The sequence below is a fragment of the Pseudomonas sp. NBRC 111119 genome (assembly GCF_001320125.1).
Classification (GTDB): domain Bacteria; phylum Pseudomonadota; class Gammaproteobacteria; order Pseudomonadales; family Pseudomonadaceae; genus Aquipseudomonas; species Aquipseudomonas parafulva.
Map to the genome: position 1 here is coordinate 37,911 of NZ_BCAV01000032.1, position 20,231 is coordinate 58,141.

Annotated in this window: 16 protein-coding genes; 11 read left to right on the plus strand and 5 right to left on the minus strand. The window is 65.0% G+C overall.

Annotation, left to right across the window (positions count from 1 at the left end):
• Window positions 1–46 precede the first annotated feature (46 nt).
• The 6 genes from APH25_RS13690 (at window position 47) to accC (ending at window position 7,919) form a co-directional block, all read left to right on the plus strand.
• On the plus strand, window positions 47–1,405 hold the full coding sequence (locus APH25_RS13690; protein WP_060482299.1) for a diguanylate cyclase: 1,359 nt from the start codon (window positions 47–49) through the stop codon (window positions 1,403–1,405).
• Window positions 1,406–1,647: 242 nt separating this feature from the next.
• Window positions 1,648–3,495 (plus strand): methyl-accepting chemotaxis protein, encoded by a 1,848-nt coding sequence (locus APH25_RS13695; RefSeq protein WP_371262509.1) that lies wholly within the window; start codon window positions 1,648–1,650, stop codon window positions 3,493–3,495.
• Between the two features lie 73 nt (window positions 3,496–3,568).
• The gene (locus APH25_RS13700) at window positions 3,569–5,353 is read left to right on the plus strand and encodes a protein-disulfide reductase DsbD (protein ID WP_060482301.1); all 1,785 of its coding nucleotides are present in this window, start codon (window positions 3,569–3,571) and stop codon (window positions 5,351–5,353) included.
• A 180-nt stretch (window positions 5,354–5,533) separates the two neighbouring features.
• On the plus strand, window positions 5,534–5,989 hold the full coding sequence (gene aroQ / locus APH25_RS13705) for a type II 3-dehydroquinate dehydratase (RefSeq protein WP_028633011.1): 456 nt from the start codon (window positions 5,534–5,536) through the stop codon (window positions 5,987–5,989).
• Between the two features lie 95 nt (window positions 5,990–6,084).
• Window positions 6,085–6,546: an acetyl-CoA carboxylase biotin carboxyl carrier protein gene (gene accB, locus APH25_RS13710; RefSeq protein WP_060482302.1), complete on the plus strand. Its 462-nt coding sequence runs from the start codon at window positions 6,085–6,087 to the stop codon at window positions 6,544–6,546.
• A 17-nt stretch (window positions 6,547–6,563) separates the two neighbouring features.
• Window positions 6,564–7,919 (plus strand): acetyl-CoA carboxylase biotin carboxylase subunit, encoded by a 1,356-nt coding sequence (gene accC / locus APH25_RS13715; RefSeq protein ID WP_060482303.1) that lies wholly within the window; start codon window positions 6,564–6,566, stop codon window positions 7,917–7,919.
• 70 nt (window positions 7,920–7,989) lie between these two features.
• On the opposite strand, the gene APH25_RS13720 is transcribed toward accC, so the two are convergent.
• On the minus strand, window positions 7,990–9,843 hold the full coding sequence (locus APH25_RS13720; protein WP_060482304.1) for a sigma-54-dependent Fis family transcriptional regulator: 1,854 nt from the start codon (window positions 9,841–9,843) through the stop codon (window positions 7,990–7,992).
• Window positions 9,844–10,164: 321 nt separating this feature from the next.
• Between APH25_RS13720 and APH25_RS13725 the strand changes: the two genes are divergently transcribed.
• The 5 genes from APH25_RS13725 to APH25_RS13745 all read left to right on the plus strand — a co-directional run bounded on the left by APH25_RS13725 (window position 10,165) and on the right by APH25_RS13745 (window position 15,912).
• Window positions 10,165–11,142: a thiamine pyrophosphate-dependent dehydrogenase E1 component subunit alpha gene (locus tag APH25_RS13725; RefSeq protein ID WP_060482305.1), complete on the plus strand. Its 978-nt coding sequence runs from the start codon at window positions 10,165–10,167 to the stop codon at window positions 11,140–11,142.
• A gap of 33 nt (window positions 11,143–11,175) precedes the next feature.
• A complete protein-coding gene (locus APH25_RS13730; RefSeq protein ID WP_028633016.1) occupies window positions 11,176–12,198 on the plus strand; it encodes an alpha-ketoacid dehydrogenase subunit beta in 1,023 nt (340 codons plus the stop codon).
• A complete protein-coding gene (locus APH25_RS13735) occupies window positions 12,195–13,301 on the plus strand; it encodes an acetoin dehydrogenase dihydrolipoyllysine-residue acetyltransferase subunit (RefSeq protein ID WP_060482306.1) in 1,107 nt (368 codons plus the stop codon). Before APH25_RS13730 ends, APH25_RS13735 begins: the two co-directional genes overlap by 4 nt.
• A 205-nt stretch (window positions 13,302–13,506) precedes the next feature.
• Window positions 13,507–15,240 (plus strand): C13 family peptidase, encoded by a 1,734-nt coding sequence (locus APH25_RS13740; protein ID WP_060482307.1) that lies wholly within the window; start codon window positions 13,507–13,509, stop codon window positions 15,238–15,240.
• Window positions 15,241–15,267: 27 nt separating this feature from the next.
• Entirely contained in the window at window positions 15,268–15,912 is a 645-nt protein-coding gene (locus tag APH25_RS13745; RefSeq protein ID WP_060482308.1) for an oxidoreductase, read from the plus strand.
• A 3-nt stretch (window positions 15,913–15,915) separates the two neighbouring features.
• On the opposite strand, the gene APH25_RS13750 is transcribed toward APH25_RS13745, so the two are convergent.
• The 4 genes from APH25_RS13750 to APH25_RS13765 all read right to left on the minus strand — a co-directional run bounded on the left by APH25_RS13750 (window position 15,916) and on the right by APH25_RS13765 (window position 20,158).
• Entirely contained in the window at window positions 15,916–16,203 is a 288-nt protein-coding gene (locus APH25_RS13750) for a YceK/YidQ family lipoprotein (protein ID WP_060482309.1), read from the minus strand.
• A complete protein-coding gene (gene ubiX / locus APH25_RS13755; RefSeq protein WP_028633021.1) occupies window positions 16,200–16,829 on the minus strand; it encodes a flavin prenyltransferase UbiX in 630 nt (209 codons plus the stop codon). Before ubiX ends, APH25_RS13750 begins: the two co-directional genes overlap by 4 nt.
• The gene (mpl, locus tag APH25_RS13760) at window positions 16,826–18,175 is read right to left on the minus strand and encodes a UDP-N-acetylmuramate:L-alanyl-gamma-D-glutamyl-meso-diaminopimelate ligase (protein ID WP_060482310.1); all 1,350 of its coding nucleotides are present in this window, start codon (window positions 18,173–18,175) and stop codon (window positions 16,826–16,828) included. Before mpl ends, ubiX begins: the two co-directional genes overlap by 4 nt.
• Before the next feature lie 66 nt (window positions 18,176–18,241).
• Window positions 18,242–20,158 carry a sigma-54-dependent Fis family transcriptional regulator gene (locus APH25_RS13765; protein ID WP_060482311.1) on the minus strand — a complete coding sequence of 639 codons (1,917 nt, stop codon included), beginning with the start codon at window positions 20,156–20,158 and terminating at the stop codon, window positions 18,242–18,244.
• Window positions 20,159–20,231 lie beyond the last annotated feature (73 nt).

Genomic DNA, 20,231 nt, shown 5'->3' on the forward strand with positions numbered 1-20,231 from the left:
AGCCATCACTGCCCCTGCATACCACAACCTACAAAGTAGCCAGGACATGAGCCAAGCAGTCGAGCCGAGCCCGCAGCGCCCCGCCCAGCAGCTCACGCGTAGCGGCCTGCGCAAGGATGACCCGCTCGACCAGGTACTGCTCGCGCCTGTGCGCAGGCCGGTCTACATCCTGCTGCAGGACCACGAGCGTGCCGAGCGCCTCGCGCAACAACTGGAATTCTTCGGCCTTGGCGTACAGGCGCTGCCAACGGCTGATGCGTTTCGTGCCTCCTTCAGTGAATGCCCGCCGTCGGCGGTGATCATGGATGTCGACTTCAGTGGCGCCGGCCAAGGCCTGGCACTGGCTGCCGAGATCCAGGCCAGCCTGGTAAAGCCCGTGCCGTTGCTGTTCTTCAGCCACCACGAAACCGACACCCCTACCCGCCTGGCTGCGGTAAGGGCAGGTGGCCAGGACTTTCTCACCGGCACCCTGGAGGCCTCCAGCCTGCTGGAGAAGGTCGAACGCTTGACCGACGCCGCCCCCTACGACCCACTGCGGGTGCTGATCATCGATGACTCGCGTACCCAGGCCTTGTACACCGAACGGGTACTGGCCGGGGCGGGCATGGTTACCCGCAGCCTGAGCGACCCGATTCGCACCATGGCCGAACTGGCCGACTTTCAGCCCGACCTGATCATTCTGGATATGTACATGCCCGCCTGCACGGGCCCGGAGCTGGCCAAGGTCATCCGTCACAACGACCGTTACGTCAGCGTGCCGATCATCTACCTGTCGGCCGAAGACGACCTGGACAAGCAGCTCGATGCCATGAGTGAAGGCGGCGACGATTTCCTGACCAAACCGTTTCGCTCACGCCACCTGATCACCACCGTGCGCAACCGCGCCGCCCGCGCCAGGCACCTGAAGGCACGCATGGTGCGCGACAGCCTGACGGGCCTCTACAACCACACGCACATCCTGCAACTGCTCGAAGACTGCAGCTTCCGGGCGCGGCGTGAGTGCCAGCCGCTCAGCTTTGCCATGCTCGACATCGACCATTTCAAGAAGATCAACGACCGCCACGGCCACCCCATGGGTGACCGAGTGATCAAGAGCCTGGCGCTGTTTCTCAAGCAGCGGCTACGCAAGTCCGATTTCATTGGCCGTTACGGCGGTGAGGAATTCGCCATCGTCATGCCCAATACCGCCCTGGACGCGGCGCACAAGGTGCTGGACGAGATCCGTCGGCGCTTTGCCGACATTCTGTACCCGGCCCAACCCCGGGACCTGCAGTGCACCTTCAGTGCAGGTGTGGTGCAACTGGATGACGGGCTGGACGCACTGACCATGGCCAGTGCCGCCGATGAAGCCCTGTACCGGGCCAAGCACGCGGGCCGTAACTGCGTGGTACGCGTAGAGCCTTGAAACGGGACCTACGCAAATAGCGGCACTTTGCCACTTTTTTTGACGCCAGGCCTTTGTCGTCATCACCACGTCACAAAATCGCAATAACTTCAGGCGCCTATCTCCCCCTGCGCAGGAAGTGTGCGGCTATGCGCCTGAAGTGGCTGACCAATTTCAACACGCTGTTGCTGGTGACCGTGTGCATCGCGCTGGCGGCCACGTTGTGGTGGTCGCAGCGGGCGCTGGAACGCCCTTACCAGATGATGGAGCGCTACCTGGGCCTGTCCCAGCAGTTCCAGAACCAGGCGGCGCGCAATATCCAGGCCTACCTGGGCAGCGGCGATGCCCTGCGCCACGCTGCCGCGCTGGAAGCCACCCAACAGTTACAGGCGGGCTTGGCCGAATGGCCGGGCGAACTCGCCGACAAGCTGCAGCCTAGCCTGGATGGGCTGCAGGCCTTCACCGCCGGCGATCTGCTGGCGGCAGGCAAGCTGGCAGGCGACCCACAAGCCCTGCTGCTGCAGGCCGAGCGTGAACTGGGCGCCAACCTTGAGCAACTGGCCGGCTATGCCCGGGACAGCAACAGCCCCGACGCCAACCGTTATCAGGTACCGTTGCTGGATGCCGCCGTGCACCTGAGCCGGCTGTCGCTGGCACGGGACAAGCTGGTCAGCAGTGGCCGACCGGAGCTTGCCGATGAAGTGGAGCGCGAACTGCAACTGATACGCGCCCAGGCCCAGGTCATCGACGGCCTGCCGCTGCTGGGGGTGACCCGCGCCGCCGAGTCCGGGGCCGATGATTTTGCCGCCATGATGGGCCTGCAAACCCAGGCCAGCGAGCAGCAGGAAGATGTGGCCGTGCCTCTCAAGCGCGAACTGCAGAGCCTGCTGGGCCGCTACCCTGCCGAACTGCAGCGCACCCGCGCCCAGATCGAGCGCCGCGCCGCGTTGGCGACCAGCACCGGCCAGCGTCTGGATGCGGTGCAACAGGCCATTGCCGCCCTTGAGCCAGAAGTGCGCAACCTGCATGGCAAGATTGCAGGGGAGGTGCGCATCATCCAGGGCCTGATGATCGGCCTGATCCTGTTGATCGCCTTGTTGATCGATACGCTGCAAAGGCGCCTTGCCCGCACCCTCACCAGCCTGGCCCCGGCCCTGTCGCGCTGGGCCGAAGGCGACTTCGCCCAGGCCATCGCCCTGGGCAAGACCAACCGCGAACTGCACGATATTCAGGAATCGCTCAACCGCCTGCGTCATTACCTGGTCGAGCTGGTGGGTACCATCCGCCACAATGCCGAACAGGTAGCCGGCAGCAGCCATGCCCTGGCAGGCATGAGCGCCGCCCTGCACGACGGCGCCCAGCGCCAGGCCGGCGACACCGGCCAGATCCGCGACGCCCTGGGCGAGCTGGAGGCTACCATCCAGCAGGTGGCCGGCGATGCCAGCGCCGCCGCCCATGCCAGCCGTGATGCCGGGCGTGCGGTGGAACAGGGGCAGACGGTGATTGGCCAGAGCCTGTCAGGGCTGCGCACGCTGGTCGACGAGGTGCAGGGCAACGCCCGCATGATCGAGCAATTGGCCGAGGAGTCTGCCACCATTGGCGGGGTGCTTACGGTCATCCGCTCGATCGCCGAGCAGACCAACCTGCTGGCCCTGAATGCCGCCATCGAGGCGGCCCGCGCTGGCGAAATGGGCCGCGGCTTTGCGGTAGTGGCCGATGAGGTGCGCTCCCTGGCCCAGCGCACCACGGGCGCCACCGGCGAAATCCAGACACTGATCGACCGGCTGCAGCAGGCGGCCAGAGGCGCCGTGACCGGCATGCGTACCCAGCTTGAGCACGCCGAGGCGACCGCCAGCCAGGCGCAGACGGCGGACGGCGCGCTGGATGAAATCGTCTGTGCCATCCGCACCATCTCCGATACCGCCGTGCGCATCGCCGACGTCACCGCCCAGCAGAGCGGCGCCGTGAGCGAAATTCGTGACCACAGCGAACGTATCCATGAACTGGGCGGCGACAACCTGCAGCGCATAGGCGAAGGCCGCGAGCAAGGCGAACAGTTGCTGAGCCTGAGTGGCGAGCTGAACCGGGCGGTACGCGCGTTCAGGGTGTGAGCCAGTGCGCATGGGGGACATCGCACGGGCGCTCCGCTATCATGCGCGGCACGTTCCACCTCGCGAGTCCGCCATGCGCCGCCTGTTTTTCCTGTTGTTCCTGCTGCTGGCCAGCCCGGTGTTCGCCACCGGCCTGCTGGACAACCGCCCCAGCGCCACCCTTGGCGCCGCCTCGCTGGCCAACAATGCCGACTTCCTGCCGGTGCACGAGGCCTTCAAGCTCAGCCTGGTACAGGCCGATGCGCACAGCATCAAGCTGCGCTTTGTGGCTACCGATGGCTACTACCTGTACCGCCACCGGTTCCAGTTCCGTACCGAGCCGGCAGATATCGCCCTGGGCACGCCGAATATCCCGAAAGGCGAGCCCAAGCATGATGAGTTTTTCGGCGACGTCGAGGTGTATCACGGGGTGCTCGACATCGAACTGCCGCGTACAGACGCCCGTGCATTCACGTTGCAGGTGGGTTACCAGGGCTGCGCCGACAAGGGCCTGTGCTACCCGCCGGAAACCGAACGCATCAGCATCGACGGCCAAGGCGCCAGCACCGCACTGGCTAGCCCTTCTGCCCCTGGCAGCGAACAGGGCTGGACGTGGAAGTCACTGCTGCTGTTCTTTCTCGCCGGCCTGGGCCTGACCTTTACCCCTTGTGTGCTGCCGATGCTGCCGATTCTGTCCGGGGTGGTGCTGCGCGGCCAGGTAGGCGGGTTGCGCGGCCTGGCGTTGTCGCTGGCGTATGTATTGCCGATGGCCGCAAGCTTTGCCGCCCTGGGCGCGCTGATGGGCCTGTTTGGCGCAGGCCTGAACCTGCAGGCCCGCTTGCAGTCGGCCTGGGTGCTGGTGCCCTTCGCGCTGTTCTTCGTGGTGTTCGCCCTGGCCATGTTCGGCTTGTTCGAACTGAAACTGCCACAGGCGCTGAGCAGCCGCCTGGACAGTGTGGCCAGCCGCACCAAAGGCGGCTCGCTGCTGGGCGCGGCAGCGCTGGGGGTGCTGTCGAGCCTGCTGGTTTCACCCTGCGTTTCGGCCCCCTTGGCCGGTGCCCTGCTCTACATCAGCGCCAGTGGCGACGCCCTGGGCGGCGCCCTCAAGTTGTTTGCCCTGGGCCTGGGCATGGGCGCCCCGCTGCTGCTGATCGCCACCGGTGGTGCCGCCTGGCTGCCAAAAGGCGGAGCCTGGATGAACACGGTGAAAAATGCCATTGGCGTGCTGTTGCTGGGGCTGGCTATCGGCCTGCTCAGCCGCGTGCTGCCCGGCCCGCTGACGTTGTTGCTGGTGGGCCTGCTGAGCGCCGGTGTGGCGCTGTTTCTCGGCGCCCTTGAGTTCGTGGTCAAGTCGCCACGCCAGCGCCTGGCACAGCTGCTGGGCCTGGCGTTGCTGGTGTACGCCCTGGCGTGCTGGTACGGCGCGCTCAGTGGCCAGGGCGATCCGCTGCGGCCATTGCCGCCCGCTGTTCAGGTGGGTGTTGGCACCCCTGCGGTACCGGCCGACGCCTGGCAAACCCTAACCGCCCCCGCCGCCCTGGACGCAGCGCTGGCGCAGGCCAAGGCGGCTGGCCAACCGGTGCTACTGGACTGGTATGCCGACTGGTGCATCAGTTGCAAGGTGATCGAGCACGAGGTGCTGAATGCCGCACAGGTGCGCCCGCAGTTGGCTGGGTTCAAGCTGCTGCGCTTCGATATCACCCAAAGTGATGCCGCCCAACGCGGCCTGCTGGACCGGTACGGGCTGTTCGGCCCACCTGCAATCCTGTTTTTTGGCGGTAATGGCAGCGAAATAACCGCTGATCGGGTCATTGGTGAAGTAAACGCCGATGAATTTGCCGCTATTCTTCAGCGCGTACGCGCTACAGCAGGCCTTTGAGGCGCCCGTATGCCGGGCGCAAACCTGCGCTGAGTGACCGGATCCAAACATCCGGTCACATACTTCGCGCGAACCTCGGGCATCGTGCTGGCTATTTCGGGGAACTGGACACTTGGTACCCCTTTACGGCACACTCGCCGCGCTGTGTCGAATTGCCCTACAAATCCAAGGAATCTGCAGATGGCAACGCTACTGGTGCTTCACGGCCCCAACCTGAACCTGCTCGGTACCCGCGAGCCTGGCCACTACGGCGCCGTGACCCTGGCCCAGATCAACCAGGACCTGGAGCAACGCGCCCGTGCAGCGGGCCACCATTTGCAGTATTTGCAGAGCAATGCCGAATACGAACTGATCGAACGCATTCACGCGGCGCGCAATGAGGGTGTGGACTTCATCCTGATCAATCCGGCGGCGTTCACCCATACAAGTGTCGCATTACGTGACGCGTTGCTTGCGGTGAGCATCCCATTCATCGAAGTGCACCTGTCCAACGTGCACAAACGCGAACCGTTCCGCCATCACTCCTACTTTTCCGACGTTGCAGTGGGTGTGATCTGCGGCCTGGGCGCCAGCGGTTATCGGCTGGCCCTGGAGTCTGCGCTGGAACAACTGGCTGCCAACGCACAGCCCAAATAATGAAAACCCTGGCCTCGGTGGCCAGGGTCGAGAGAAACGTGTCGACACGTTTTTACCTTTCGCCCCCTGACCGAACCTTTGGGAGTTGATGATTAATGGATATCCGTAAAGTCAAGAAACTGATCGAGCTGCTGGAAGAGTCTGGCATCGACGAGCTGGAGATCAAGGAAGGCGAAGAGTCTGTCCGTATCAGCCGTCACAGCAAGACCCCGGCTGCCCAGCAGTTCTATGCACCTGCACCAATGGCCGCTGCCCCAGTAGCCGCCCCGGCAGCCGCCGCGGCCCCGGTTGCTGAAGCCGCTGCTGCTGCCCCTGCCCTGAAAGGCACCGTGGTCCGCTCGCCAATGGTCGGCACCTTCTACCGCAAGCCTTCGCCGACCTCGCCGAACTTCGCTGAAGTTGGCCAGACCGTGAAAAAAGGCGACACCCTGTGCATCGTCGAAGCCATGAAGATGATGAACCACATCGAAGCCGAAATCGGCGGTGTGATCGACGCCATCCTGGTAGAAGACGGCCAGCCGGTTGAGTTCGACCAGCCGCTGTTCACCGTCGTTTGAATCGCGGAGAGCCAACGATGTCTGGGAAGCTCGAAAAAGTCCTGATCGCCAACCGTGGGGAAATTGCCCTGCGGATCCTGCGTGCCTGCAAAGAGCTGGGCATCAAGACCGTCGCGGTGCACTCCACCGCCGACCGTGAACTGATGCACCTGGGCCTGGCAGACGAGTCGGTCTGCATCGGCCCTGCATCGTCCAAGGATTCCTACCTGCATATTCCGGCAATCATCGCGGCCGCCGAAGTCACCGGCGCCACGGCGATCCACCCGGGCTACGGCTTCCTGGCGGAAAACGCCGACTTCGCCGAACAGGTGGAAAAATCCGGGTTCGCCTTCATCGGCCCCAAAGCTGACACCATTCGCCTGATGGGCGACAAGGTTTCGGCCAAGGACGCCATGATCAAGACCGGCGTACCTACCGTGCCCGGCTCCGATGGCCCGCTGCCGGAAGACGAAGAAATGGCCCTGGCCATTGCCCGTGAAGTCGGCTACCCGGTGATCATCAAGGCCGCCGGTGGCGGTGGTGGTCGCGGCATGCGCGTGGTGCACAAGGAAGAGGACCTGATTGCCTCGGCCAAGCTCACCCGTACCGAAGCCGGTGCTGCCTTCGGCAACCCGATGGTGTACCTGGAGAAGTTCCTGACCAACCCGCGCCACGTTGAAGTGCAGGTGCTGTCGGACGGCCAGGGCAACGCCATCCACCTGGGCGACCGTGACTGCTCGCTGCAGCGCCGTCACCAGAAGGTACTGGAAGAAGCGCCGGCCCCGGGCATCGACGAGAAAGCCCGCCAGGAAGTGTTCAAGCGCTGCGTGGACGCGTGCATCGAGATCGGCTACCGCGGTGCGGGTACTTTCGAGTTCCTGTACGAAGACGGTCGCTTCTACTTCATCGAGATGAACACCCGCGTACAGGTTGAGCACCCGGTTTCGGAGATGGTCACCGGTGTCGACATCGTCAAGGAGATGCTGAGCATCGCCGCTGGCAACAAGCTGTCATTCCGCCAGGAAGATATCGTGGTCCACGGCCATTCGCTGGAATGCCGGATCAACGCCGAAGACCCGAAGAAGTTCATCCCGAGCCCAGGCACGGTGAAGCACTTCCACGCACCCGGCGGCAACGGCGTACGTGTCGATTCGCACCTGTACAGCGGCTACTCGGTACCGCCGAACTACGACTCGCTGATCGGCAAGCTGATCACCTGGGGCAAGGACCGCGACGAGGCCATGGCCCGTATGCGCAATGCCCTGGACGAAATCGTGGTCGATGGCATCAAGACCAACATCCCGCTGCACCGCGACCTGGTGCGTGATGAAGGCTTCTGCAAAGGCGGCGTCAACATTCACTACCTCGAGCACAAACTGGCGAACCAGGATTGATCGCGTAGTGTGATGTTCAACAACCCCGGCCCTGGTGCCGGGGTTTTTTATGGCCTGTCCGGGCCTGTGCTCACCCCTTCATCCGCGGCATTTCGATGCGGTGTTCATGTACGCGCCGATACAGCGTCGCGCGCGATATGCCCAATGCCCGCGCCGCTTCAGCCGGCTTCCAGCGGTGACGAATCAAAGCATCGAGCAGCAACTGCCGGGCGGGGCACGATACCCCTGGGGCATCTGCAACAGGGGGTTCGTGTTGCAGCGCCTGGGGCAGGTCTTTCATCCGGATGTGCCCGCCTTCACTCACTGCGCAGGCGTAGCGCAGCACTTGGCGCAACTGCCGCAGGTTCCCAGGCCAGCGGTACACCAATAGCGCTTGCAGCGCATCATTGGCCAACACGGCGTCGGTACTGCAGCTGGCCGCTTCTTCACTCAGCATCTGGTGGATCAACCCCAGCAGGTCCTCACGCTCACGCAGCGGCGGCAGCGCGAAGCTGGCGTTGGCCAGGCGGAAGTAGAGGTCCTCCCGGAACTGGCCCTGCTCCACCCTCGCCGCCAGATCCCGGTGGGTCGCGCAGATCACCTGAATGTCCACGTGCTCACGCCGCGCCGCGCCCAAGGGCGCCACTTCGCCGTCTGCCAGCACACGTAACAGGCGTGTTTGCAGGGTGAGGGGCATGTCGCCGATTTCATCGAGGAACAACGTGCCGCCGTCGGCCTGCTGCAACAGCCCCTGCATCCCTTTGCTGGAAGCCCCGGTAAACGCCCCTGCCGCATACCCGAACAGTTCGCTCTCGATCAGGCTTTCCGGAATGGCCGCACAGTTGAGGGCCACGAACGGCCCTTGGTGGCGCCGGCTCAGGCGATGCAACTGGCGGGCGAACACTTCCTTGCCAGCCCCCGTCTCGCCCAGCACCAGTATTGCCAGGCCACAGTCCTTGACCCGCGTGGCCAACTGCAGGTGCTGCTCGATACGCGCGTCCTGGCCTTGCTGCTCGGCCCGGGCAGGCGTGCGGCGCTGGGGCGGGCTGACCCGGCCGTACAGCCCGGCAAGGCCTGGCAGGCGCTGGGCGCTGGAGGCACTGACACGCCGCAGCTGCTCAGGGTCGAACAGCTCGCCGATGTGCGCCGGCAAGCGCCCAAGCCTTTGCGCCAGGTGCTCTCGTGCCAGGCTGTTGAGCGCCTGCAGGCGCCCATCGGTGTCCCAGGCCAGCAGATAGTCGGGCTGGCTTTCCACGTAGCCCGGGGTGCCATGGGCACGCATCACCCAGTGCCCCTGCGCACTGTGCATGAATACCGCGTTCTCGATCTCGCGCGCGGTCTGCTCCACCAGTTGGCGGATCAGGTGCTGGCTGCGACGGTCATCCGGCGACTGCAGGGCCGATACATCCAACACGCCCAGCACCTCGCCTTGCGGGTCAAACACCGGCGCCGCCGTGCACGTCAGGCCGATGAAGGCCGCACGAAAGTGGTCGCGCTTGTGCACCGTGACCGGGGCCCTGCTGGTCAGCACCGCGGCCACCCCGCAGGTGCCCTCCACGCCCTCCGACCAGCAGGTGCCCAGGTCGAGCCCGGCCTTGCGGCAGTCCTTGCGGATGGCTGACTCGACACGGTAGTCGATGGTACGGCCCTGGGCATCAGTCAGCAGCACACAGTAGTCGGCGCCACGCACCCGTTCATGCAGGCGTGCCACCGCATCGCTGGCAATGCGCAAAAACAGCTCGGCACGCTCGCGGCATTCGTTCAGCAGGCTGGGTGAAAGCACCCGCGGCCCTTGTTGGGAGGCAGGGTCCAGGCGGTATAGCTCCATGGAGCGGCGCCATGAATCCAGGATCAGCGGTGGCACCGGCGCCTGGGGCAGGCGGTCGGCATTTTTCAGCACCCGGCTGACGCAGTCGACATGGGCTCGGGAGTTCGCGGCAAGCATTCAGGCCCTCCGGTTCTCGTTACAGCTTTTTATGGTTGTGCTGCCATTAAGCGCCCGCTGGCATGCCCCGACAAGCACGGGGTGATTATCGGCAGGCGTGAGACGCAGCGTCTCAACGTCTCACCGGCCGCAGCCGCGCGCCGGCACCGGGCGTCTCAGCCTGCCTGGCGAGGCTGATCGCGAAATACATGCAGGGCCGCTCTGCAACGAGCCTTTCCGGCAGCCTGCATAAAGCTGGCACCGGCCTTGCTCCAGCCCAGGCAAGCACGTGCGATGGGCCTGCACGCTGTGAACCGTTGAGACACCCCGGAGAACAACAACATGTCCAATCAACTGAGCACCGAACAACTGCTGCATGCCTACCAGGTGATGCGCACCATCCGCGCGTTCGAAGAACGCCTGCATGTCGAATTCGCCACCGGCGAGATACCCGGCTTTGTCCACCTTTATGCCGGCGAGGAAGCCTCGGCCGCCGGCGTCATGGCGCACTTGCGCGACAGCGACTGCATCGCTTCCAACCACCGTGGCCATGGCCACTGCATCGCCAAGGGCGTGGATGTGTACGGCATGATGGCCGAGATCTACGGCAAGAAGACCGGTGTGTGCGGCGGCAAGGGCGGCTCGATGCACATCGCCGACCTGGGCAAAGGCATGCTCGGGGCCAACGGCATCGTCGGCGCAGGCGCACCGCTTGTGGCCGGCGCCGCGCTGGCGGCCAGGCTCAAGGGCCGTGACGATGTGGCGGTGGTGTTCTTTGGCGACGGCGGCTCCAACGAGGGTGCAGTGTTCGAGGCCATGAACATGGCGGCGATCATGAAGCTGCCCTGCATCTTCGTGGCCGAGAACAACGGCTATGCCGAAGCCACCGCCTCGAACTGGTCGGTGGCCTGCAAGCACATCGCCGACCGCGCGGCAGGCTTCGGCATGCCAGGGGTGACCATTGATGGCTTCGACTTCTTTGCCGTGCACGAAGCTGCCGGCGCCGCCGTCGAACGCGCCCGCAGTGGCCAGGGCCCCTCGCTGGTCGAGGTGAAGCTCACCCGCTACTACGGCCACTTCGAAGGCGACGCACAAACCTACCGTGCGCCCGACGAGGTAAAGAACCTGCGCGAGACCCGCGACTGCCTGATGCAATTTCGCGACAAGACCACGCGGGCGGGCTGGCTGAGCGTCGCACAACTTGACGCTATCGATGCGCGCATCGAAGACCTGATCGAGGACGCCGTGCAGCGCGCCAAGGCCGACCCCAAACCGCAACCTGCCGACCTGCTGACCGACGTCTACGTCGCTTACCCCTGAGCTGCCCATAACAAGAACGACAGGAGAATCACCATGGCAAGAAAGATCAGCTACCAGCAGGCCATCAACGAAGCCCTGGCCCAGGAAATGCGCCGCGACGAGAGCGTTTTCATCATTGGCGAAGACGTCGCCGGCGGCGCCGGCGCACCGGGCGAGGATGACGCCTGGGGTGGCGTACTGGGGGTTACCAAAGGCCTGTACCACCAGTTCCCCGGGCGGGTGCTGGACGCGCCGTTGTCCGAGCTTGGCTATGTGGGGGCGGCGGTGGGCGCCGCGACCCAGGGCCTGCGCCCGGTCTGCGAGCTGATGTTCGTCGACTTCGCCGGCTGCTGCCTGGACCAGATACTCAACCAGGCCGCGAAGTTTCGCTACATGTTCGGTGGCAAGGCGGTCACCCCGCTGGTAATGCGCACCATGTACGGTGCCGGGCTGCGTGCCGCTGCCCAGCACTCGCAAATGCTCACCTCGCTGTGGACGCACATTCCTGGGCTGAAGGTGGTGTGCCCGTCTTCGCCCTACGACGCAAAGGGCCTGCTGATCCAGGCCATTCGCGACAACGACCCGGTAATCTTCTGCGAGCACAAACTGCTGTATAGCCTGCAGGGCGAGGTGCCGGAAGAGGTGTACAGCGTACCGTTCGGCGAGGCCAACTACCTGCGCGACGGTGACGATGTGACCCTGGTGACCTACGGCCGCATGGTCCATGTGGCACTTGAGGCCGCCAACAACCTTGCCCGCCAGGGGATCGACTGCGAGGTACTGGACCTGCGCACCACCAGCCCGCTTGATGAGGACAGCATTCTGGAAAGCGTAGAAAAAACCGGGCGCCTGGTCGTCATCGACGAAGCCAACCCGCGTTGTTCCGTGGCCACCGACATCAGCGCGCTCGTTGCACAAAAGGCGTTTGCCGCACTCAAGGGGCCGATCGAGATGGTGACCGCACCGCATACCCCCGTGCCGTTCTCCGATGCGCTGGAAGACCTGTACATCCCTGACGCAGCCAAGGTCGAGGCCGCCGTACGCAAGGTGATCGACGCTAAAAGGAGCGCCGCATGAGCCAGATCCATACCCTGACCATGCCCAAGTGGGGCCTGTCGATGACCGAAGGCCGGGTGGACACCTGGCTCAAGCAGGAAGGTGACCCGATCAGCAAGGGCGATGAAGTGCTGGACGTGGAGACCGACAAGATCAGCAGCAGCGTCGAGGCGCCTTTCAGCGGGGTGCTGCGCCGCGTGGTGGCCAAACCCGATGAAACCCTGCCGGTGGGGGCGCTGCTGGCGGTGGTGGTCGAAGGCGAGGCTGACGAGGCCGCAATCGAGGCCGTGGTACAGCGGTTCCAGGCCGAGTTCGTCGCAGAGGGCAACGCCGACCAAGCCCAGGGGCCCGCCCCGCAAAGGGCCGAGGTGGCCGGGCAACTGCTACGCTGGTTCGAGCTGGGCGAAGGGGGTACGCCGCTGGTGCTGGTGCACGGCTTTGGCGGCGACCTCAACAACTGGTTGTTCAACCACCCCGCCCTGGCCGCCGAGCGCCGGGTGATCGCCCTCGACCTGCCAGGCCACGGCGAGTCGGCCAAAGCCCTGCAACGCGGCGACCTGGGTGAGCTGGCCGAAACCGTGTTGGCCTTGCTTGACCACCTGGGCATCGCCAAGGCTCACCTGGCTGGCCACTCGACGGGCGGCGCAGTGTGCCTGAACATTGCGCGCATGGCCCCGCAGCGGGTGGCAAGCCTGAGCCTGATCGCCAGCGTGGGCCTGGGCGAGCGTATCAATGGGCAGTACCTGCAAGGCTTCGTGGCTGCCGCCAACCGCAATGCCCTGAAACCGCAAATGGCTCAGCTGTTCGCCGACCCGGCGCTGGTGACCCGGCAGATGCTGGAAGACATGCTCAGGTTCAAGCGGCTGGAGGGCGTGGACAGTGCCTTGCGCCAGCTGGCTTCGGCCCTTGCCGAGGGCGACACCCAGCGCCACGACCTGCGCCATGTACTTGCCCAGCAGCCGGCGCTGGTGATCTGGGGCGGCAAGGACGCGATCATCCCGGCCAGCCATGCCGAAGGCCTCGATGTTGAAGTGCTGCTGGTGCCTGAGGCTGGTCACATGGTGCAGATGGAGGCTGCCGAAGCGGTGAATCGCAGCATGCTGGCGTTTTTGCGCAGCGCCTGAAGGACTGGGGCTGCTATGCAGCCCATCGCGAGCTGCGCTCGCTCCTACATTTGTTGGGAGCAATTATTCCAGTGTAGGAGCGGGGGGCGCTCGGTTTCACCGGTGAAAAAAATCATCAGGGGGGCACCTCCAAGCCCTCCCTCTCTCCTACCGTCGCTCACCCAATCTGCGTCATACTCGGCAAACTTATTGCCCGGTCATCGCCATGCGTCCACTGCTGCCTTTTACCTTGCTTCTGCTGCTTACCGCTTGTGGCGATGGCGAATCCCTGTTGCCGCCGGATGCCCGCCTGCCCGATGGCGGCCGCTACCGAGGCCAGGTGGTCGATGGCCTTCTGCAGGGCGAAGGGCGCATCGACTACCCCAACGGCAGCTGGTACGCCGGCACCTTCAAGAATGGCCAGTGGCACGGCCAGGGTGAATGGCATGGCCAGAACGGTGAGGTGTACCGTGGCCAGTTCAAGGATGGCCTGTTCGAAGGCCTGGGCGACCTGGTCACCCCCGGCAGCCACTACGCCGGCACCTTCCGCCACGGCCGCCGTGACGGTGAAGGCACCCTCAAGCAGGCCGACCAGACCTACCGTGGCCAGTTCAAGGACGACCAGTACGAAGGCGCCGGCCAGCTGGAGCTGGCCGACGGCAGCCGCTACCAGGGCCTGTTCGCCAAAGGCAAACCCAACGGCGCCGGGGTACGCAGCGACGCCAGCGGCAACCAGTTCAGCGGGCGCTTCGTGGACGGCCAATTGCAAGGCACCGGTACTTACGACAGCGTCGACGGCGAGCAGTACATCGGTGAATTCAAGGACAACCGCCTGGAAGGCCGGGGCCGCTATGAAAATGCCGACGGTGATGTGTGGATCGGCCAGTTCAAGGACGGCGCGCTGGTGGGCGAAGGCGAAATGCTCGGCAGCGATGGCAGCCATTACAAAGGCGCTTTCGTCGACTGGCGCATGTCTGGCCACGGCAGCCTGCAACTGGCCGATGGCAGCCAGTACGTGGGTAACCTGCTCAACGATGCCTACCACGGCCAAGGGCGCCTGACCCTGGCCAACGGCCAGGTGCAAAGCGGGGTCTGGGCCAACGGCGTGCGCGTGCGCGACCAGCACGGCAAGCTGCTGCCCGACCCTCTCGACCTCGCCCTGCTCAACCAGGGCCGGCTGCTGGACGAAGCGCTGGCGGCAGTGCCGCGCTCGCTGGCGCCCATCCAGCTGTACAGCCTGGTGGTGGCCGGGGATGGGCAGCAGAGCGTGTTCCTGCATGAGGCCGACTACGTCAGCAACCTGCTGAAGGTACGCTTCGGTGCCCGTGGCCAGGTCACCCTGGTCAATCACCGCGACTTCATGGCCACACGCCCCATGGCCACCCGCCAGAGCATTACCCGCGCGGCCCAGGCACTGGCAGAACGCAGCGGCCCGCAAGACCTCCTGTTCATCTACCTCACCAGTCACGGCAGCGAGGATCACCAGCTGGTGCTGGACCAGCCACGGCTGCAGCTGGCGGACCTGTCTGCCGACGAGCTGGCCAGCGCCCTGGCACCGCTCAAGGACCGGGACAAGGTAATCGTCATCTCTGCCTGTTATTCCGGTGGCTACATCGCCGGCCTGAAGGACGAGCGCACCGTGATCATGACCGCAGCGCGGGCTGACCGGGTGTCGTTCGGCTGCTCGGAAGAAGCCGACTTCACCTACTTTGGCGATGCCCTGTTCGCCCAGGCACTGAACCAGACCGACGACCTGAAACAGGCGTTTGAACTGGCGCGTGACAGTGTTGCCGAACGGGAACGAAGGGAAGGCTTCGAGGCGTCTGAACCGCAGCTGTGGGCGCCGCCCAAGGTGCTGGAACACTGGCAGCGGCTGCGCAGCCAGCAAGCCGAAGAAGCCTTGCGCAATGCCACGCATGCCAAGGTGGGGGCCCAGGCAAAAACGCCGCGCAACCACTAAGCTTGGGTGTAACAAGGGAGAGACATCATGTACTTGACGCCTCAGCATGTCCTGCTTGCCGGAGCGACCGGCCTGACCGGTGAACACCTGCTCGACCGCCTGCTCAACGAGCCGACCATCACCCGGGTGCTGGCACCGACCCGGCGGCCACTGGCCGAACATCCGCACCTGGAGAACCCCGTCGGCGACCCGGCGGTGTTCTTGCCACAGCTGGGTGGGCGTGTCGACATCGCCTATTGCTGCCTGGGTACCACGCTGAAACAGGCGGGCTCCGAGTCTGCGTTCAGGGCAGTGGACCTGGACATGGTAGTGGCCTTCAGCAAGCGGGCGCGGGAAATGGGCGCCCGTCACCTGTTGGTGATCAGCGCGCTGGGCGCAGACCCGAAATCCTCGATTTTCTACAACCGAGTCAAGGGCGAGATGGAGGACGCATTGAAGGCCCAGGACTGGCCACAGCTCACCATCGTGCGCCCCTCGTTGCTACTGGGCGAGCGCAGCCACCCGCGCCTTACAGAAAAACTCGCGGCGCCGTTTTCCAAGCTGATACCGGGCAAATACCGGGGTATCGAGGCCTGCACCTTGGCCAGGGCGCTGTGGCGCCTGGCGCTGGAAGAACAGGACGGGGTGCGCGTCGTCGAATCGGACGAGTTGCGAAAACTGGGCAAGCAGTAGCCGTCAAAGGCCGCCCGAGGCCCTGTACTCGATACCCGCTGCGGTCAGCAGGGAGAGTGGCAGCAGCAGGGTATCGAGGAGCATGCTGGGCACAAGGTCAGCCTTTGCAAAATAGGGCGCCTCAGCACCGAACCGATCCCGCGGGCAGCAGCCGCCATTGATCACGTACCAGTCCAGCCGGGTCCCGGCATACACCACCGGGGCCCCAGGCACATTCGCATCCAGTGTACGCACCGTGGCGCAGCCGCCCAGCGCAGCCACTGCCATCAGGCAGGCCAACGCTCGCTTCAATCATCCACCCCAAGGTGATGCTCACCCCAGCGCGGCAGCATGTCCTGCGGGATGTCCAGCAGGTTGAGAATGCGCGCCACCACAAAGTCCACCAAGTCATCGATGGTCTGCGGCTGGTGATAGAACCCGGGCGCGGCAGGCAAAATCACCGCACCCATTTGCGAGAGCTTGAGCATGTTCTCCAAGTGAATGGTGGAGAACGGCGCTTCGCGCGGCACCAGGATCAGCTGGCGACGCTCCTTGAGGGTCACATCGGCAGCCCGCTCGATCAGGTTGTTGCAGGCGCCAGTGGCAATGGCAGACAACGTGCCCGTCGAACAGGGCACTACCACCATGGCAGCGGGCGCGCCGGAGCCCGACGCAACCGGCGACATCCAGTCTTCCTTGCCGTACACCCGCACCTGCCCGGCGGCGGCGCCGGTGTACTCGGTAAGGAACGCCTGCATGGCCTGAGGCTTGGCCGGCAGCAGCACGTCGGTCTCGGTGGCCATCACCAGTTGTGCGGCCTTGGAGATCAGAAAGTGCACCTCGCGGTCCTCGCGCACCAGGCAGTCGAGCAGGCGCAGGCCATACTGGGCGCCCGAGGCCCCCGTCATGGCCAGGGTGATGCGCTGCGGCCCGCTCACTTCAGGGCCTCTGCCAGCTTGCCGTGCAGGCCGCCAAAGCCGCCGTTGCTCATGATCACCACGTGGGTGCCTGGGCGGGCCTGGCCCTTGATGTGCTCGATGATCGCCTCGAGGCTATCCGCCACCGTGCTCGGTACCGTGCACTGTGCGGCAGTGCCCGCCAGGTCCCAGCCCAGGTTGGCAGGCGCGTACCAGATGACCTGGTCGGCATCATTGACGCTTTCGGGCAGGCCGTCGCGGTGCGCCCCCAGCTTCATGGAATTGGAGCGTGGCTCGATCACCGCAATGATCGGCGCCTCGCCTACGCGCTTGCGCAGGCCGTCCAGGGTGGTGGCGATGGCGGTAGGGTGATGGGCGAAGTCGTCGTAGAGGGTTACACCCTGGACTTCAGCGACCTTTTCCATGCGCCGTTTAACGCTCTTGAATGCGCTGAGGCCTTCGATACCCATGGCGGCCACCACGCCCACATGGCGTGCTGCCGCCAGGGTAGCCAGGGCATTGGCCACGTTGTGCTGGCCAGTCAGGGCCCAGTCCACCACGCCCTGCACCTGGCCTTCGAACAGCACCTCAAAGCGCGAGCCGTCCGGGCTAAGCAGGCGCGCCTGCCACTGCCCGCCATCGCCCGTGGTCTGTACCGGCGTCCAGCAACCCATGCCAATCACCCGCTCCAGCGCCTGTTCGGAGGTGGGGTGAATCACCAGGCCTTCGCTGGGGATGGTGCGCACCAAGTGATGGAACTGCCGCTCGATGGCCGCCAGGTCCGGGAAGATATCTGCGTGGTCGAATTCCAGGTTGTTCAGGATGGCGGTGCGCGGGTGGTAATGCACGAACTTGGAGCGTTTGTCGAAGAACGCGCTGTCGTATTCGTCAGCCTCTACCACGAAGAAGGGCGTCGCGCCCAGGCGGGCCGACACCGAGAAATTCTGCGGCACGCCGCCAATCAGGAAACCCGGGCTCATGCCAGCGTGTTCCAGCACCCAGGCCAGCATGCTGCTGGTGGTGGTCTTGCCGTGGGTACCCGCTACCGCCAGTACCCAGCGCCCCTGCAGCACATGGTCGGCCAGCCACTGCGGGCCAGACACATAGGGCAAGCCCTTGTTCAGCACGTACTCCACTGCCGGGTTGCCGCGGGACATGGCGTTGCCGATGACCACGAGGTCTGGCGCCGGGTCGAGTTGCGCAGGGTCGTAGCCCTGGGTCAGCTCGATGCCCTGGGCTTCAAGCTGGGTGCTCATGGGCGGATAGACATTGGCGTCGGAGCCCGTGACGCGGTGGCCAAGTTCCTTGGCCAGCACCGCCAGCGAGCCCATGAAGGTGCCGCAAATACCGAGAATGTGAATATGCATGGTCGACCTCGCAAAACATCGAGGCAGGGTAGCCCAGGGCGCGATAAATCGCACCCGCTGTTTCGCTCAGGCTGGTCGGTTGAGGTCGTGCTTGCGCAGTTTCCGGTACAAGGTGTTGCGGCTGATGCCCAAGTACTCGGCAACCCGGGTGAGGTGCCAGTGTTTTGCTTGCAGGGCGGCCAGGAGTGTTTGGCATTCGGCATCTTTCAGGGCGTCGGGCCCTGACGCGGGCAAGCCAGCACCTGCACGCAAGTGCGAGCCCTCGCGGATGATGTCTGGGAGGTCGGCAAAAGCGATGTGGGTGTGCTCGCACAGCGCTACCAGGGTGCGCAGCACGTTACGCATCTGCCGCACGTTGCCGGGCCAGGCGAAAGCCAGCAGCGCCTGGCGCGCGCAGGGTGCGATGTCGATCAACTGGCCTTTGGCCTCCTCGCGGAACAAGAAGTCCAGCAACTGGGCCTTGTCGCTGCGCTCGCGTACCGCAGGCAGTGCTACCTCCAGGCCATTGAGGCGGTAGTAGAGGTCTTCGCGGAAGGTGCCCTGCTCCACCCGTTGCAGCAAGTCACGGTGGGTGGCGCTGATGATCCGCACGTCCACCGCCTGGGGCTCGCCGCCAATCGGCACCACCTGGCGTTCCTCCAGCACCCGCAGCAGGCGCGTCTGCAGGTCCAGCGGCATGTCGCCAATCTCGTCCAGCAACAAGGTGCCGCCATCGGCCTGCAGCAGCTTGCCGCGCATGCCTTCCTTGCGTGCGCCGGTGAAACTGCCGCCGCGGTAACCAAACAGCTCGCTTTCGATCAGGCTTTCGGGGATGGATGCGCAGTTGATGGCCACGAACGGTTTGTCGCGTCGCCCGCTGGCCTGGTGCACGGCGAGGGCAAAGGCCTCTTTGCCGCAACCGGTCTCCCCGCGCAGCAGCAACGGCACATTGCGCTCGAACACCCGCACGCTACGGCGGAAGTGGTTCTGCAACGCAGGGTCCAGCAGGCACACCTGCGGCTGCACCTCGGGCACCGGCAGCGGCTGAGCCGCAGGCACCGACCACACCGGCGCGGGCGCCTGACCACGCAGGCTGGCAAACACCAACCGGCCATCGACGGTGTGCAGCGGCCACACCGCACTGCCGCCCGGGGTGGCTCGGCTGAATACCTCGTCGTGGCGGCAGGTGAAAAAGTCTTCCAGTGACTGGCCGACTACGTCCCCGCGCACGCGCCCCAGCAGGTTGAGCGCGCTCTGGTTGGCAGCGCAGATGCGCCCATCCCCCTCCACCGCCAGCAGCCCTTCGCTGAACAGCCCGACCGATTCGGCCTGGACATGAAAACGCAGCAGCCAGTACTGCTCGAACTGGCGCAGGAAATAGCAACTCTCGATCATCTTGGCCGACAGGGTGACCATGGCCATGGTGTGGAATTCGCTTTGGCGCGAAACATCGGGCCGCGCTGACGACACGTCGAGCACCGCCAGCAACTGGCCGTGGGGGTCGAACACGGGGCTCGCAGAGCAGGTCAGCCCGGTGTGCCGCCCACGGAAATGTTCATGCTGGTGAATGGTCAGCGCCTGGCGCTCGACCAGGCAGGTGCCGATGCCGTTGGTGCCCTCGCGGGCTTCGCTCCAGTCGGCGCCCAGCCACAGCCCGGCGCGCTCGAAACTGCACCGCTCGGCAGGCGCGGTGACGCAGTTGAGGATCACCCCGCGTGCGTCGGTGAGCAGCACCGCGTGGCCGGCACCCGACAGCTGCTGGTGCAGGCTGTTCATCTCGTGCTCGGCAATTTGCAGTACCTGGCGCAGGCGCTCGCGGCTCTCCTGCAGGCGGCCATGCTCCAGCACCACCGGGGCCTCGATCAGTGCCGGGTCGAGGTGATAGTCCTCCAGGCAACGCAGCCAGGAGCGAGCGATGGACGGGTCGCCCCCACCCTCGCTGGCGCCGCCGTGGGCCACCGTGTGCACTTGCCGGGCGTGGCGGGTGAATGGGTTGCTCTGCATTGTTGTTGTGCTCCGCAGATGAGTGCATCGCCCCAGCATCCTCCACCGCGCAGGGGTTTGCAATGCAGCGGCC